This is a genomic window from Caulobacter sp. SRI_008 (assembly GCF_057586355.1).
In genome coordinates this window covers 41,926-54,634 of sequence record NZ_JBYCZS010000021.1, presented here as the reverse complement: position 1 = coordinate 54,634, position 12,709 = coordinate 41,926, and the positions used below count along the sequence as shown (strand labels likewise).

The 12,709-nt window shown below is 70.1% G+C and carries 19 protein-coding genes; 6 read left to right on the top strand and 13 right to left on the bottom strand.

Going from position 1 to position 12,709, the window contains the following annotated elements; genetic code table 11:
- Position 1: 1 nt before the first annotated feature.
- Positions 2-403 (bottom strand): thermonuclease family protein, encoded by a 402-nt coding sequence (locus tag AC2YHT_RS18435; RefSeq protein ID WP_110133020.1) that lies wholly within the window; start codon positions 401-403, stop codon positions 2-4.
- A 178-nt stretch (positions 404-581) separates the two neighbouring features.
- Here AC2YHT_RS18435 and AC2YHT_RS18430 point away from each other — a divergent pair, with 178 nt between their 5' ends.
- Positions 582-1,016 carry a GFA family protein gene (locus AC2YHT_RS18430; protein WP_487291268.1) on the top strand — a complete coding sequence of 145 codons (435 nt, stop codon included), beginning with the start codon at positions 582-584 and terminating at the stop codon, positions 1,014-1,016.
- On the opposite strand, the gene AC2YHT_RS18425 is transcribed toward AC2YHT_RS18430, so the two are convergent.
- Both AC2YHT_RS18425 and AC2YHT_RS18420 read right to left on the bottom strand, forming a co-directional pair.
- Positions 985-1,536, bottom strand: coding sequence for a hypothetical protein (locus AC2YHT_RS18425; RefSeq protein WP_487291266.1), 552 nt, complete (start codon positions 1,534-1,536; stop codon positions 985-987). The two genes, AC2YHT_RS18430 and AC2YHT_RS18425, sit on opposite strands and share 32 nt — an antisense overlap.
- Positions 1,533-2,159: a trimeric intracellular cation channel family protein gene (locus AC2YHT_RS18420; RefSeq protein ID WP_487291265.1), complete on the bottom strand. Its 627-nt coding sequence runs from the start codon at positions 2,157-2,159 to the stop codon at positions 1,533-1,535. Before AC2YHT_RS18420 ends, AC2YHT_RS18425 begins: the two co-directional genes overlap by 4 nt.
- A 115-nt stretch (positions 2,160-2,274) precedes the next feature.
- Here AC2YHT_RS18420 and ftsY point away from each other — a divergent pair, with 115 nt between their 5' ends.
- From ftsY to AC2YHT_RS18405, 3 genes are all read left to right on the top strand, one after another.
- Entirely contained in the window at positions 2,275-3,216 is a 942-nt protein-coding gene (ftsY, locus tag AC2YHT_RS18415) for a signal recognition particle-docking protein FtsY (protein ID WP_487291263.1), read from the top strand.
- Between the two features lie 4 nt (positions 3,217-3,220).
- Positions 3,221-3,853: an inner membrane-spanning protein YciB gene (locus AC2YHT_RS18410; protein ID WP_487291262.1), complete on the top strand. Its 633-nt coding sequence runs from the start codon at positions 3,221-3,223 to the stop codon at positions 3,851-3,853.
- 93 nt (positions 3,854-3,946) lie between these two features.
- The gene (locus tag AC2YHT_RS18405) at positions 3,947-4,516 is read left to right on the top strand and encodes a MarR family winged helix-turn-helix transcriptional regulator (RefSeq protein ID WP_487291260.1); all 570 of its coding nucleotides are present in this window, start codon (positions 3,947-3,949) and stop codon (positions 4,514-4,516) included.
- Positions 4,517-4,654: 138 nt separating this feature from the next.
- Here the strand turns inward: AC2YHT_RS18405 and AC2YHT_RS18400 are convergent, their stop codons facing one another.
- The 5 genes from AC2YHT_RS18400 to AC2YHT_RS18380 form a co-directional block, all read right to left on the bottom strand.
- Positions 4,655-4,939 (bottom strand): hypothetical protein, encoded by a 285-nt coding sequence (locus tag AC2YHT_RS18400; RefSeq protein ID WP_110121154.1) that lies wholly within the window; start codon positions 4,937-4,939, stop codon positions 4,655-4,657.
- A gap of 78 nt (positions 4,940-5,017) precedes the next feature.
- Entirely contained in the window at positions 5,018-5,530 is a 513-nt protein-coding gene (locus AC2YHT_RS18395) for a DsbE family thiol:disulfide interchange protein (RefSeq protein ID WP_487291258.1), read from the bottom strand.
- Entirely contained in the window at positions 5,527-5,706 is a 180-nt protein-coding gene (gene ccmD / locus AC2YHT_RS18390) for a heme exporter protein CcmD (RefSeq protein WP_487291256.1), read from the bottom strand. The genes AC2YHT_RS18395 and ccmD overlap by 4 nt, the downstream gene beginning before the upstream one ends.
- Before the next feature lie 5 nt (positions 5,707-5,711).
- Positions 5,712-6,458, bottom strand: a complete 747-nt coding sequence (gene ccmC / locus AC2YHT_RS18385) for a heme ABC transporter permease CcmC (RefSeq protein ID WP_487291254.1) — start codon at positions 6,456-6,458, stop codon at positions 5,712-5,714.
- A 49-nt stretch (positions 6,459-6,507) separates the two neighbouring features.
- Positions 6,508-7,155 (bottom strand): Spy/CpxP family protein refolding chaperone, encoded by a 648-nt coding sequence (locus AC2YHT_RS18380; protein WP_487291252.1) that lies wholly within the window; start codon positions 7,153-7,155, stop codon positions 6,508-6,510.
- Positions 7,156-7,431: 276 nt separating this feature from the next.
- On the opposite strand from AC2YHT_RS18380, the gene AC2YHT_RS18375 reads away from it, so the two are divergent.
- Entirely contained in the window at positions 7,432-8,325 is an 894-nt protein-coding gene (locus AC2YHT_RS18375; protein WP_487291250.1) for a DMT family transporter, read from the top strand.
- Here the strand turns inward: AC2YHT_RS18375 and AC2YHT_RS18370 are convergent.
- Together AC2YHT_RS18370 and AC2YHT_RS18365 are read right to left on the bottom strand one after the other, a co-directional pair.
- On the bottom strand, positions 8,322-8,774 hold the full coding sequence (locus AC2YHT_RS18370) for a putative signal transducing protein (protein ID WP_487291248.1): 453 nt from the start codon (positions 8,772-8,774) through the stop codon (positions 8,322-8,324). The genes AC2YHT_RS18375 and AC2YHT_RS18370 overlap by 4 nt on opposite strands.
- A gap of 13 nt (positions 8,775-8,787) precedes the next feature.
- Positions 8,788-9,279: a hypothetical protein gene (locus AC2YHT_RS18365; protein WP_487291246.1), complete on the bottom strand. Its 492-nt coding sequence runs from the start codon at positions 9,277-9,279 to the stop codon at positions 8,788-8,790.
- Positions 9,280-9,386: 107 nt separating this feature from the next.
- Between AC2YHT_RS18365 and AC2YHT_RS18360 the strand changes: the two genes are divergently transcribed.
- Positions 9,387-9,920 (top strand): surface-adhesin E family protein, encoded by a 534-nt coding sequence (locus AC2YHT_RS18360; protein ID WP_487291244.1) that lies wholly within the window; start codon positions 9,387-9,389, stop codon positions 9,918-9,920.
- 6 nt (positions 9,921-9,926) lie between these two features.
- On the opposite strand, the gene AC2YHT_RS18355 is transcribed toward AC2YHT_RS18360, so the two are convergent.
- From AC2YHT_RS18355 to ccmA, 3 genes are all read right to left on the bottom strand, one after another.
- On the bottom strand, positions 9,927-11,132 hold the full coding sequence (locus AC2YHT_RS18355; RefSeq protein WP_487291243.1) for a ComEC/Rec2 family competence protein: 1,206 nt from the start codon (positions 11,130-11,132) through the stop codon (positions 9,927-9,929).
- A gap of 201 nt (positions 11,133-11,333) precedes the next feature.
- Positions 11,334-11,999 (bottom strand): heme exporter protein CcmB, encoded by a 666-nt coding sequence (gene ccmB / locus AC2YHT_RS18350; protein WP_487291241.1) that lies wholly within the window; start codon positions 11,997-11,999, stop codon positions 11,334-11,336.
- Positions 11,996-12,613, bottom strand: coding sequence for a heme ABC exporter ATP-binding protein CcmA (gene ccmA, locus AC2YHT_RS18345; protein WP_487291239.1), 618 nt, complete (start codon positions 12,611-12,613; stop codon positions 11,996-11,998). The genes ccmB and ccmA overlap by 4 nt, the downstream gene beginning before the upstream one ends.
- Positions 12,614-12,709: the final 96 nt, after the last annotated feature.

Here is a 12,709-nt window from a genome sequence, read left to right as displayed (position 1 = left end):
CCTACCGTCGGCCGCGGCCGCCCTCGACGCCGCCGCGCGCCCGCAGGAGGTCGCCCACCGCGGCGCCGCCGATCGTGCAACGGGCCACGACCCGGTCGTAGGAGTGCTTCAGCGCCCGGCACGACAGGTACTGGCGCCAGACCACGTCCTCCAGCCGGCTCTTGGCCTGCCGGCCGCCCGCATCGTGCAGTTCGGGGGCGTAGAAGTCCGACAGCCGCACCTCGATCCAGGTCGAGGGATCGCTGGTCGGGCCGACGCACAGGCTGTCGCCGTCGCCGACATAGCGCACGGGGCCTTCGAAGCGGGTGTTCGGGGCGGGCAGCGGGGCCTCGCAGGGATCCGCCAGGGCGAGGGAGGGCAGGGCCAGCGCCGCCGCCGCCAGGATTGCACGCCAACCGATCATCGACCCCTCCGTCTTGCACGGGAGGAATCGGTACGCTCTAACGAAGCGGTTGTATTTTCTCACGATTTACTAACTCGAACGCATTACTGCATTCGTTGGACACCGCGTCGGCCCTTGCTGTCACGCCTGATCTCGCCTCTGGTGCGGCCGCGCCTGTGGAAGGGATGTGGAGGGGATCTTGGCTTTGAGCGGCGGCTGCCAGTGCGGCGCGGTGCGGTTCCGGGTGGAGGGCGAGCCCGGCCGGGCGTCGATCTGCCATTGCCGGATGTGCCAGAAGGCGTTCAGCGGTCCGTTCGGGGCGCTGGTGACGGTCGCGGTCGCCGACCTGACCTGGACCCGCGGCGAGCGCGCGATCTTCCAGAGCTCTGACGCCATAAAGCGCGGCTTCTGCGCCGCCTGCGGCTCGCCCCTGACCTTCGAGTGGAGCGCCGACAAGATCGATCTCGCCGTCTTCGCCTTCGACGATCCGTCGGCGGTGGCGCCGGTGGTCCAGCTGGCGGTCGAGGCCCGTCCGGCCTGGATGGAGCATCTGGCTGACATGCCGGTGCGCCCACCCGCCGGAGGCTCGGTCGTGGCGGTGGTCAGTCGCCAGCACCCGGATCGGGAGACCTGAGCCGCCGATCGGCGGTCACGGTCGCGCCTCGCAGGCGCCGCAACTGCCGCAGCAGATCGGCGGCGTTCCGCCGGCTGAGGCCCATATAGGGTAGGGCTAGGTGCAGCTCGCGGGTTCCGATCGGATGGTTGAACGATCTCAGGCGCCGCTTCAGCCGAAAACGCACCGTCGCCGGCCGTCTCCAGGCGCCGTTGTCGATGGCGACCGACCGGACGTCGGTCCAGCGGACCTTGTCGGGCGAGATGGACCGGTGGACGCGAAAGCCTTCACCGTCCGCCTGAAAGACCGGGCCGCCTTTTCTCAGTCGCCACAGGGTTCCGGTGAGCGCCCAGGTCAGGAACGCGAGCATTCCGCCCGTGAGCACAAGCGTGGGAGCATCCATGTCCGACGAGCCGACGACAGCGGCGAAGACAATCAGCGCGAGCAGGGCGCCGCTGATGACCGCCAGCAAGACGTCTCCGCGCCGTTGGCCCGTGACGATCACGGGGTCGTCACCTTCGAAGCGCGCCTTCTCGGTCACGCCTTTTCTTCCCCGCCCATGAAGCCCGGCAGGCTCCAGCCGAACTTGATGGCGCAGGCTCGCAGGCCGAAGGCCGCGAAGAACCCCGCGATCCCGGCCGGCCAGAACGGCACGTGCAGCCATTGCAGCACCGCGAACACGGCCGCGCCCAGCAGGGCGGCGGTGATGTAGATCTCGCGGCGCAGGAGGAGGTTCGGCTCCTCGGCCAGCACGTCGCGCACCACACCGCCGAAGGCGGTGGTCAGCACGCCCATGATCACGGCGGTGAAGGGGTGCACGCCCAGGCTCAGCGCCTTGGCGGTGCCGACCACGGCGTAGGCGGCCATGCCCAGGGCGTCGAGCCACAGCAGGGCCCGGAAGCGCCAGCCGCGCTGTCCCAGCAGCCAGACGACCAGGGCGGCGGCGAGGCACGCCAGGATGTAACCGGGCCGTTGGATCCAGAACACGGGCGCGCCGATCAGGAGGTCGCGCAGCGTGCCGCCGCCCACGCCGGTGATGGCGGCGAAGAAACCGAAGGTGACGATGTCGTGTTTACGCCGCGCGGCGGCCAGGGCGCCGGTCGCGCCGAACACGGCGGCGGCGGCGTAGTCGAGCCAGAAAAGGGCGGCGGCCAAGGGATCCATCGGCCCTAGACGCCATGAGCCGGCTCCAAGCGCAACCTTGCGGTCGCCCGCGCCGCTAACCTCGAATCGTAAATCGCGTCTTCACTTTTCCCCAGGGGTCGCTACAGGAGCGCGGATGAGCGAAAAGCCCTCGCAGAAACAAGGCTGGTTCCAGCGCCTTACGGCCGGCCTGACCCGGTCTTCCCAGCAGATGACCGAACAGGTCACCGGCGCCTTCACCAAGAAGCCGCTGGACCAGGAGCAGCTGGACGCGCTCGAGGAGATGCTGATCGAGGCGGACCTCGGCCCGCAGATCGCCGCCCGCATCGCCGACGCCTTCGGCAAGGCCCGTTTCGGCAAGGCCTCGACCGACCACGAGATCAAGGAAGCCCTGGCCGAGCTGATCGCCGCCGAGCTGGCCGACCGCGAAGGCCGCTTCGACCCGCTGGGCGGACCGCGCCCCTATGTGGTGCTGTTCATCGGCGTCAACGGCTCGGGCAAGACCACCACCCTGGGCAAGATCGCCGCCGACCTGACCGAGAAGGGCGCCCGCGTCCTGATCGCCGCCGGCGACACCTTCCGCGCCGCCGCCGTCGAGCAGCTGAAGGTGTGGGCCGACCGGGCCGGCGCCGACTTCATGTCCAGGCCCACCGGCAGCGACGCCGCCGCCCTGGCCTACGAGGCCGTCGAGCGCGCCAAGCTGGAAGGCTATGACGTCGTGCTGATCGACACCGCCGGCCGCCTGCAGAACAAGCAGGGCCTGATGGACGAGCTGCTCAAGGTCATCCGGGTGGTCAAGAAGGTCGATCCCGACTTCCCGCACGAGACCCTGCTGGTGCTCGACGCCACCGTCGGCCGCAACGCCCTGGCCCAGGAAAAGGTGTTCGGCAACAGCGTCGGCGTCTCGGGCATCGTCATGACCAAGCTGGACGGCACCGCCCGCGGCGGCGTGCTGGTGCCCGTGGCCCGCGCCTCGGACAGCCCGATCAAGCTGATCGGCGTCGGCGAGGGAGTGGACGACCTGCAGCCCTTCGACGCCCGCGCCTTCTCGCGCTCGCTGGTCGGGCTGGAGGACTGAGCGCGTGACCGAACAGAGCTCCGCCCCCCAAGAAGCCCAGGCCGAAGCCAACAAGAAGAAGACCGCCTGGGTGCGCACCGCCGTCGACTACGGCGCGCCGATCGCCTTCGCGGCCACCTATTTCGTCACCAAGAACTTCCAGACCGCCACCTGGGTGCTGGTCGCCGCCTCGGCCCTGGCCCTGGTCGTCGGCTACGCCCTCGAGCGCCGCGTGGCCCTGCTGCCGCTGTTCTCGGGCCTGATGGCGCTGTTCTTCGGCGTGCTGGGCCTGGTGTTCCACAGCGACGTCTTCGTGAAGATCAAGGTCACCGTCGTGAACGGCCTGCTGGCCGCCTTCATGATCGGCGGGGCGCTGATGGGCCGCGCGCCGCTGAAGGCGCTGATGGGCGAGGCCCTGCACATGTCGGACGCCGCCTGGCGGACCCTGACCCTGCGCTACGGCGGCTATTTCGCCCTGGCGGCCATCGCCAACGAGGTGGTGCGCCTAACCCAGGACACGCCCACCTGGGTCAAGTTCCGCATCGCCCTGCTGCCGCTGGCGATCGTCTTCTCGCTGACCCAGACGCCCTTCATCATGAAGCACATGGCCAAGCCGGACGACCAGAAGACGCCCGAACCGCCGGACGCCGGGTTCTAGGGCGCGCAATCCGCCGCCCACGGACCATCTGTCGTCAAACCGACGCGTAACCGTGCTAGCTGGACGTCCGTCAACGGAAACGGGGCGGACGACATGGCCAAGCACAAGAGCGACAAGACCGCCGCGCGCGAGGTCGGGGTTCTCGACCGCTCGCCCAGTCACCTGCTGCACCGGGTGCTGCAGACGGCGCTCGACATCTATGTGGAAGAGACCGGCGCCGGCGGAATCACCCAGCGCCAGTTCGCCGTGCTGGCCGCCGTGGCCGAGCACGAGGGCGTCACCCAGACGGGTCTCGTCCGCGCCACCGGCATCGACCGCTCGACCCTGGCCGACATGGTCGCCCGGATGATCGCCAAGGGCCATCTGGAACGTCAGCGCTCGGAGCAGGACGCCCGCGCCAACTCCGTACGCCTCACCGACGCTGGCCGCCTGGTGCTGGAAGAGAGCCTGCCGAAAGTCGGCGCGGCCGACGCCCGGATCCTTTCGCTGCTGAAGGCCAGCAAGCGCGACGGCTTCCTCGACCTGCTGGCCGAAATGGCCGCCGTCGACCTCCACGCGCCTGCGCCCGAGCCGAAGGCCAAGAAGCCCAAGGCCGAGAAGGCGGACAAGCCGAAGAAGGAAAAGAAGGCCAAGAAGGACAAGGACGCCAAGAAGGCGGCGTAACCTGTTCCCTCTCCCCTTGCGGGAGAGGGTGGCCTCCGAAGGAGGTCGGGTGAGGGGTCTCTCAGAAATTCGGAGAGGCCTTTCGACCCCTCATCCGTCGGCTTCGCCGACACCTTCTCCCGCAAGGGGAGAAGGAAATCAGACCACGATGTTCAGCAGCGACCCCGGACGCAGCATCTTCTGCGGCTGCTCGGTCGGGGCGGTGAAGGTCTTGGGGGCCGTGCGCTGGGCTTGCGGCTGGGTCTGGGTCTGAAGCTGCACGCTCATCGCCGACTGGGTCGGACGCGTGGTGGTCGTCCCGGTCGCCTCGGTGACCGCCGCCTGGAAGAACGCCGCCGCGCGCGACTGGCCAGCCGGTGTCACGCCGCCGGACGAGGGTCGGGCGGGGACGGCAGGCAAGCCGGTGGGGCGAACAGTGCTCATGACGCGCAAGCTAGCATGGTTAATGCATGGTGCGCGAGCGTGGTTAACGCGGTTCTAAGGTCGGCGGCGCGCGGCCGTTTACCGCAGTTTGGCGACCAGGGCGTCGAGGTCGGCGGGGGTGAGCGGACCGGTGTGCTTGGCGATCACCGTGCCTTTCGCGTCGACGATGAAGGTCTCGGGCACGCCGGTGACGCCGAACTCGACCCCCGCGCGGCCGTCGCGATCGACCAGCCGGGCGGCGAACGGGTCGCCCAGGCGGCCGATGAAGGCCTCTGTGTTGGCCGGGGCGTCCTTGTAGGCCACGCCGACGATGCGCACGCCGCGCGCCTTCAGGGCCATCAGCTGCGGGTGCTCCACCTCGCAGGGGGCGCACCAGGAGGCGAAGAAGTTGATCAGCATCGGCCCGTCGCCGGCCTGGCGGATCGGCGCCGGGGTTCCACTGTCGAGATCGGGCAGGGCCAGGGCAGGAACCGGCTTGCCGACCAGGGCGTCGGGGCTGACCTGCGGATTGCGCTTCAGGGCGTAGCCGGCGAACAGCACGGCCAGGGCGGCCAGCACGATCAGCGGCGCGAAGGCCAGCCAGCGCTTCACTTGGAGAGATCCTGGGACTGGCCCTTGGCGTCCGCCTGACGACGCTCGGCCTCGGCGCGCCAGCGGCGAGCGGACGAGAGGCTGTCGACGATCATCCAGACGAACACCGCCGCCGACAGGGCGAAGGCGGGCCAGACATAGACGGCGTACTTGCCGGCGTCGAAATCGAAGTGCACGGGTGTCAGGCCTCCGCCGCCTTGAGGGCCAGGGCCCGGGCCTTGCGCCGCCAGACCAGGGCGCGGATTCGCACCAGCCACAGCGATCCAAAGGCCGACAGATAGGCCAGGCACATGACCAGCATTGGCCAGGCGTAGACCGCCGGCAGGCGGTCCTCGCTCTTGGCGAACAGGGTCGAGGAGCCTTGGTGCAGGCTGTTCCACCACTCGACCGAGAACTTGACGATCGGCAGGTTGATGACGCCGACCAGGGCCAGGATGGCCGCGGCCCGGGCGGCCTTCTGCTCGTCGTCCAGCGCGCCGCGCAGGGCCAGATAGCCGAGATAGAACAGCAGCAGCACCAGCACCGAGGTCAGGCGGGCGTCCCACACCCACCAGGTTCCCCACATCGGCTTGCCCCACAGCGAGCCGGTGGCCAGGGCCAGCACGGTGAAGGCCGCGCCCAGCGGGGCGCAGGCCTGGGCGGCGGCGTCGGCCAGGGCGTGGCGGAAAACCAGGGCCAGGAAGCTGGCGATTCCCAGGCACAGATAGACGAAGCTGGCGAGGATGGCGGCCGGCACGTGGATGAACATCATCCGCACGGTGTCGCCCTGCTGGTAGTCCTCGGGGACCGTGAAGGTCAAAACCAGGCCGATAATCGCCAGCACGCCGGCGATCGCGCCGAACATGGGCGCGGCCCAGCGCGAGAAGGCCATGAACCGCTCGGGGTTGGCCAGGAAGTCGAACGGGTTCTTGTTGTTGCGGGCGCCCATCGACCTTGACTTAGATCGGCTGAAGGACGCCCGCAATCGTCTCGGTTGTTTACGAGCCCGACTTGCGCTCGATGATCACGCGACGCTCGCTGTGGCGCTCGAAACCGGGGCCGCCCGGACCGCGGGTTTCGATGCGGCGCACGCCGCCGCCGGGACCGCCGCCGACCTCGGGACCGAGGATGTCGAAGGCCTTCTTCTGGCTGGGCGACAGGGCGTTGTAGAAGGCGCGCGTGGCGTCGGCCCGGGCCTTGAACTCGGCGGTGACCTTGGCCAGCTGCTCGGCCTGGCGGTCGAGGCGCTCCAGCGTGGTCGGCGGAGCCTTGTCGGCATCGGCGCCGGGACCTTCCGGACGGGGGCCTTCGTTGCGCACCGGCTTGGGCTCGGGACGGTCCTTGGGACCGGTGGCGGCGATGTAGGCCTTCAGCGCGCCTTCCTGGCGGTCGGTCAGCTGCAGCACGTCGCGCAGGTGCTTGGCGCGAGCTTCCGGATCGCGGTGGGCGCGGATGGCCATCGGCGGCGGGCCGCGGAAGGTCAGGTGATCGACGCCGGGCGGCGGCGGGGGCGGTTCCGGAGCTTCCGGCGGGGCGGGCGGCTGCGGCGGAGCAGGCGGGGCGACGGTCTGGGCCGCGGCGGCGACGACGCCGGCCGTGAGCGCGGCGCCGGCGGCGAGCGCGAGGGACTTGAGGGCGGGGCGCATGGCGATCTCCTTGGACAGGGGCGGATACGAACTGCGGCCTAGGTTGAAGCCCGTTGTGGCGCGAAAATGTCTGAAGATGTGAACAATGTTACACGAATGAAGCGTTGCTCCGGGCGATGATACGAAGCACTGACAAATCAAGCACTTGGATGTGTGGCCTGCGCGCCGCGCCTTGACTCATTTCGATAATTTCATGTTCGGCGCGGGCCTGCTGACAGGTCCTGTCACGGGCAAGGCCCATATCCCCGCGCATCCGAATGCGGCATGAGGCCCCCGATGAAACGCGTCGCCTTCCTCGCCCTGATCCTCGCCGGCCTGCTGTGGGGTCTCGGCTTCCCGCTGGGCAAGCTGATCCTGCGCGAGACCGACGCCGCCCACATGGTGCTGCTGCGCTTCGCCGTCGCCGCCGTGGTCGCCGCGCCCTTCGCCCTGCGGACGAAGGAGGCCCGGGCCCTGTTCCGCTCGCCGGTGATGCTGCTGTCGGGCGCGCTCTACGGCGTGGCCTTCATGGTGCAGTTCGAGGGTCTGGCTCATGTCAGCGTCACCCTGGCGGCCCTGCTGGTCGGGGCCATGCCGGCCCTGATCGCGATCTGCGCCAAGGTCATGGGCGAGAAGGTCAGCCGGGCTTCGTGGATGGGCGTTGGGGCCGCGACCCTCGGCGCGGCGCTGATCGCCGGCAAGCCCGACGGGGCCGGCTCGCCGCTGGGCGTGGCCCTGTCGCTGGGTTCGCTGTTCATCTTCCTGGCTTGGTTGGTGGTGCTGAAGCGCGCGCCCAAGCCCGCTTGGCCGATGGCCGTGCCGGCCGCCACGGTGATCATCGCCGCCTTCACCGTGCTGCCGATCGCGTTCTTCATGCACGGACCGCCGAAGCTGGATCTTTCGCCGACCGCCTGGATCGGCGTGCTGGGCCTGGGCGTGCTGTCGACCCTGCTGGCGACGGCCGCCTGGCAGTTCGGCTCGGCCCGCGTCGGCAGCGCCAGCGCCGGGGTGTTCATCAACATCGAGCCGCTGATGGGCGCCTCGATCGGCGTGCTGCTGTTCGGCGACCACTTGACCCTGGCCCTGGGCGTCGGCGGCCTGATGATCATCGCCGGCAGCTTCGTCACGGTGCTGGGCGAGCGGCACGCCGAGCCGGACGGCCTGCAGGCGGTTCCGGCCCCCGCGCCCTAGCCGAACAGCGTCGGCGCCCAGACGACCAGTCCGACCAGCAGGCATAGCCCGGCGACGCTGATCGCTGCGCCGCCCAGCCAGGCGTGGCGGCGCTTGCCGTCCAGCAGCAGGCCGGCCGCCGGACCGAAGGTCGCCGCCAGCAGCAGGGCCGCGCCCGCCTTGCCGGCCGAGGCGCCGTGGGCCAGCACGTCGGATTTGGGTTCAGTCTCGGGGTCCAATTCTGGCGGGATCGCGCCGCCGCGCAGGTCCTCGATCAGCCGCCGGGCCTCGTCGGCGTCGCTGTCGGGCGCCCACAGGCGAAAGCCGCCCATGGCGATGGTCATCAGATAGTCGCTGGCGCCCCAGTGCTCGTTCTGCAGCAGCACCGGCACGCCCTCGGCCCGCAGCCGCGAGGCGGCGATCTGGGCCTCGGCCAGGTCGGCGAAGCGAGCGATCTCGGTCAGGCTCATGGGCCTGCCCTCCTCAGCGCGGCTCCGAGCCGAGCCGCCACAGATAGAGGTGACGCGCCGGCGTGCCGACGCGCAAGTCCTTCAGTTCCTTCTGCTCGGCCTCGCTGAGCTTGAACCGGCTGTAGCCGCGCTCGGCCAGGCACTTCTCCAGGGCCGGGGTCGCCTGGTCGCGGACGTTGCGCCAGTTGCGGTTCATCCGCAGCCGGTAGGCCTCGGCATAGGCGTAGGCCGATTGCGCCGCGCCGGTGGCGGAGGGTTCGAAGGCGCCGAGATCCGGATCGACCGGAACGTCCATGCCGAAGGTCAGGTCCACCAGGGCCAGCTTCACCGGCGCCAGGGTCTCGACATAGTGCAGGCACTCGGCCGCGTCGGTGCGGTACTTCAGATAGCTGACGCCGGGCTTGCCCCAGCTTTCCTTGCGGGTCGGCGCGCCCTGGGCGGCGCTCGCCACGGCGAGGGCGGCCAGCAGCGACAGCGCCTTGCCGGCTGTTCGGATCCTGCTCATTCGGTACGGCCTCCCCTGCCGGCCGGTTGATCGTTCGTCGACCCATGTTACCGTGACCATGCAAGAAGAAAAGGGCGCCGCACGCGCGTCCGACGGGAGGCCGCACGGTGGACGCTCATTTTCTCATCGCCGTTGGCGCGGCCGGCCTGCTGCTGGCGGTCCAGGCTTCCGCGCCGCCTGCCGCGCCGCCCCAGCCAGACGCCAAGGCGGCAGCCGACATCGACGGCGTCACCGTCACCGCCCAGGAGAAGACCAAGGCCATGCCGCCCTGGGCCGAGCGGGTGCGGGCCGACGGCTGGCCATATTTCGCCGCCGCCGAGGAGGGGGCGGTGCTGATGTTCGCCAAGACCGCCAAGGGCAATGACGGGCGCAAGCCCCAGGGCCAGGTCTGGGTCCGCCACGAGTTCCGCCTGCCGCGCACCGAGGCCCAGGCCCCGGACGCCCCGGCCTTCCGCTCCGAGAAGGTGCTGGTCGAGGTGGATTGCACGGCCGGCCGCTTCCGCAACGCCGCCGCCTTCCGCTACCCGAAGAACAATCTCGAAGGGGCCGAGGACTCCTACCGTTTCGAACAGGACTGGCAGGCCCCGGCCGTCGGCACGCTGGACGCCACGGTGGTCGAGGCGGCGTGTTTGACGCCCTGAGGCCGCTCAGGTGTGCCGAAGCGCGACCGAGCAGCCGGGAGATGTGCAGGTGTGCCCGGGCAAGGACGCCGGGGATCGCCAACCAAGGCCCAGGTGCCCCAGGCCGCCGAGGGTGCGGTTGGTGGTGTCGCGATCGACAGGAACGCTGGCGCCGAGCATCGACTGCGGCCATCCCGCCGCCGCGTGGTCGTTGAAGGCCGCCATCGTCGGGTGATGGTGCGAATTGCCCTGGCCGAACGAATAGGCGGTTCGAGCGCCGGGCAGGTTGCTGGCGGCGGGCGTCGCGTGGCTCGACATGTTCGCGCCGTGATGGGGGGCGACGAGCGACGTGAAGGTGGTGTTGACCGCGCCGGGAATGGCCGTGTAGCGGGCGTCGCCCGTCAGCAGGATCGGCGGCTCGCCCGACGGCCCTCGCACCTCCATGGCCAGGCCCGTGTGGTTTCTGTTGGCGCCCATGCTGGTGCACTTGTGGATCGTCATCTGGCCGCTCGACAGGGTGGCCAGCGTGTTGGGCCATATGAACAGCCTGCCGGCTCTATGCAGGCCCGCGGCGAATGTGCTGTGCACCATACCCAGGCTCTGGACCGGGGCGATCCAGTTCAGGTCCTGGGCGCCCGGGAACTTGGCGCCCGACGACCAGTGGTCCCAGTCCCAGTGCGACAGCACCACGGGCGGCGAGGCTTGATAGCAGAAGTCGGTGAGCGCCGCGGGAAAGGTGGCGAGATTGGTGTTCACGCCGCCGCCGAGATCGAAATAGGCCAAGGGCGTCTCGCCGCTGTCGCACAGGCCGTTCGCGTTGCCCTGGCCGATGTCGTAGACGCCGATCCAGTCGATCGTGCCGGTCACCGCGTCGAGCACGTCCTGGATTTCGTGGGGCTGGCGCTGCAGGGGCTCCAGATCAAGGATCTCTTCGAGTTTGCGCGAGATCCCAGGATCGACTGCCTTGACCTCTTCGACCGTGGTCGCCTGAGGTTCGCGAAAGAGATTGAAAAACAACAGGGATTCGCCGCCGGGCCTGATCGAGATTTCGTACCATTGGGACGGCGTGGGGTCGGGCCAGTCGTCGAGCCCGCCTTCAAGCGGCGGTATCGGACGGTTGTCGCGATCATGAAGAACGAAGATCGGCGCCCTGGCCGAGAACTCCGACCAGGCGTCGATGCCGGCGATCGCCGGGAGGGTGTCGAAGAAGGCCGCATCGACCGCCTCGAGCACGGCGGCGTCCGGTTCGAAATGATCGATACGCGCGTAGAGGCGCCTTTTGTCTTCCCGCGGCTGTCCTTCGAGGCGGGGGCGGAGGAAAGCGTTTTCGAACATCGCGTCTGGGCCACGTTGCGAGCGGTCGCGGCGGCGATCGCCTCAGGCGAGAGCAGGATGGGTGAAAACGACCTGCGGGGGAACCCCTTCGCCGGTCCCTCAGTCCAGCGCGTTCCTGCACGCCGCCGCCATGGCCAGCGGGCTCAGCGCCACGGCTGCAGCGCTGTAGGCCAGCAGGAACAACAGGCCGCCCGTCCACGGCAGGCCGCCGGCCAGGCTGTCGAGCGCGCCGGCCCCGAAGATCACCGGCGGCGCGTAGAGCGGCAGCACGATCACCGCCACCAGCAGGCCGCCGCGACGGCTGCCCAGGGCCAGGCTGGCGCCCAGTCCGCCGAGGAACGAGAAGGCCAGGCCTCCGGCCAGGGCGCAGACGAACAATAGCGGCGCGATCGAGGGCGAGGCGCCGAGGATCACCGCGGCGATGGGCGCGGCCAGGGCCAGGGGCGCGCCGGCCGCCAGCCAGTGGGCCAGGCATTTCGCCACGGCGACTGCTTCAAGGGGAGCGGGACCCAGCGCCAGCAGGTCCAGCGCGCCGTCCTCGAAGTCGCGCTCGAACAGGCGCTCCAGGGAGAGCAGGGCCGCCAGGGCCAGGGCCAGCCAGGCGATGCCGGGGGCCAGGGCCGCGAGGCGCTCGGGCGCTCGGCCGGCGGCCAGGGGCAGCAGGGTGACGACGCAGGCGTAGAAGGCCAGGGCCAGCAGCGGTCCGCCGCCCCGGCCCCAGGCCAGGGCCAGCTCGCGGCGCAGGAGGATGGCGAAGGCCCTCATCCGCCGATCTCCACGCTTCGAGCGGCTATGGGCAGCGGATCGTGAACGGCGGCCAGCAGCATGCCGCCGCCGGCCAGGTGCTCGGCTAGGATCTCGCCGAACAGGGCGCGGTGGCCGGCGTCCAGCGGGGCCATCGGCTCGTCGAGCAGCCACAGGGGGCGAGGGCTGGCCAGCAGGCGGGCCAGGGAGACGCGGCGGCGCTGGCCGGCCGACAGCCGGCGGACCTCCAGGTCGAGCAGGCGCGACAGGTCCAGCCGCTCGACGGCGGCGCGGGCCGAGGCCTCGGTTCCGCCGGTCCACTGGGCCTGGAACAGCAGTTCCTCCCAAGCGGTGCGCGTGGTCTTTAGGCCGTCGTGGTGGCCGGCCAGGTGCAGGCCTTCGGCGCGGGCGGTTTCCGCCTCCAAGGAGGCGCCGTCGGCGCCCTCGAACGTGATGGTTCCGGCCTGGGGCCGCAGCAGGCCGGCGACAGCGCGCAGCAGGCTGGTCTTGCCCGCGCCGTTACGGCCCAGAAGGGCGGCCGCCTGGCCGCTTTCGAGCGCCAGATCGAGCCCCGAAAACAGGGTCCGCTCGCCCCGCGCGAGGCTCAAACCCTTTATGCGAACGGCTCTCATCATCGCAAGTCCATGCGCCGTGCATGGACGTTGTGGGTAACCGGCGCTAAGAAGCGCTCGGCCGTCACCCTCCGCTTTGGATGGGGCGTACGCGGCGCG

Excerpts from the sequence above, each read along its gene's own strand:
- ftsY (WP_487291263.1), top strand. The coding sequence starts at position 2,275 with ATGAGCGAAAAGCCCTCGCAGAAACAAGGCTGGTTCCAGCGCCTTACG.
- AC2YHT_RS18435 (WP_110133020.1), bottom strand. The coding sequence starts at position 403 with ATGATCGGTTGGCGTGCAATCCTGGCGGCGGCGGCGCTGGCCCTGCCC.
- ccmC (WP_487291254.1), bottom strand. The coding sequence starts at position 6,458 with ATGGGCGCCCGCAACAACAAGAACCCGTTCGACTTCCTGGCCAACCCC.
- AC2YHT_RS18420 (WP_487291265.1), bottom strand. The coding sequence starts at position 2,159 with ATGGATCCCTTGGCCGCCGCCCTTTTCTGGCTCGACTACGCCGCCGCC.
- AC2YHT_RS18380 (WP_487291252.1), bottom strand. The coding sequence starts at position 7,155 with ATGCGCCCCGCCCTCAAGTCCCTCGCGCTCGCCGCCGGCGCCGCGCTC.
- AC2YHT_RS18370 (WP_487291248.1), bottom strand. The coding sequence starts at position 8,774 with ATGAGCCTGACCGAGATCGCTCGCTTCGCCGACCTGGCCGAGGCCCAG.
- AC2YHT_RS18375 (WP_487291250.1), top strand. The coding sequence starts at position 7,432 with ATGAAACGCGTCGCCTTCCTCGCCCTGATCCTCGCCGGCCTGCTGTGG.
- ccmB (WP_487291241.1), bottom strand. The coding sequence starts at position 11,999 with ATGAGGGCCTTCGCCATCCTCCTGCGCCGCGAGCTGGCCCTGGCCTGG.
- AC2YHT_RS18365 (WP_487291246.1), bottom strand. The coding sequence starts at position 9,279 with ATGAGCAGGATCCGAACAGCCGGCAAGGCGCTGTCGCTGCTGGCCGCC.
- AC2YHT_RS18405 (WP_487291260.1), top strand. The coding sequence starts at position 3,947 with ATGGCCAAGCACAAGAGCGACAAGACCGCCGCGCGCGAGGTCGGGGTT.
- ccmA (WP_487291239.1), bottom strand. The coding sequence starts at position 12,613 with ATGATGAGAGCCGTTCGCATAAAGGGTTTGAGCCTCGCGCGGGGCGAG.
- AC2YHT_RS18400 (WP_110121154.1), bottom strand. The coding sequence starts at position 4,939 with ATGAGCACTGTTCGCCCCACCGGCTTGCCTGCCGTCCCCGCCCGACCC.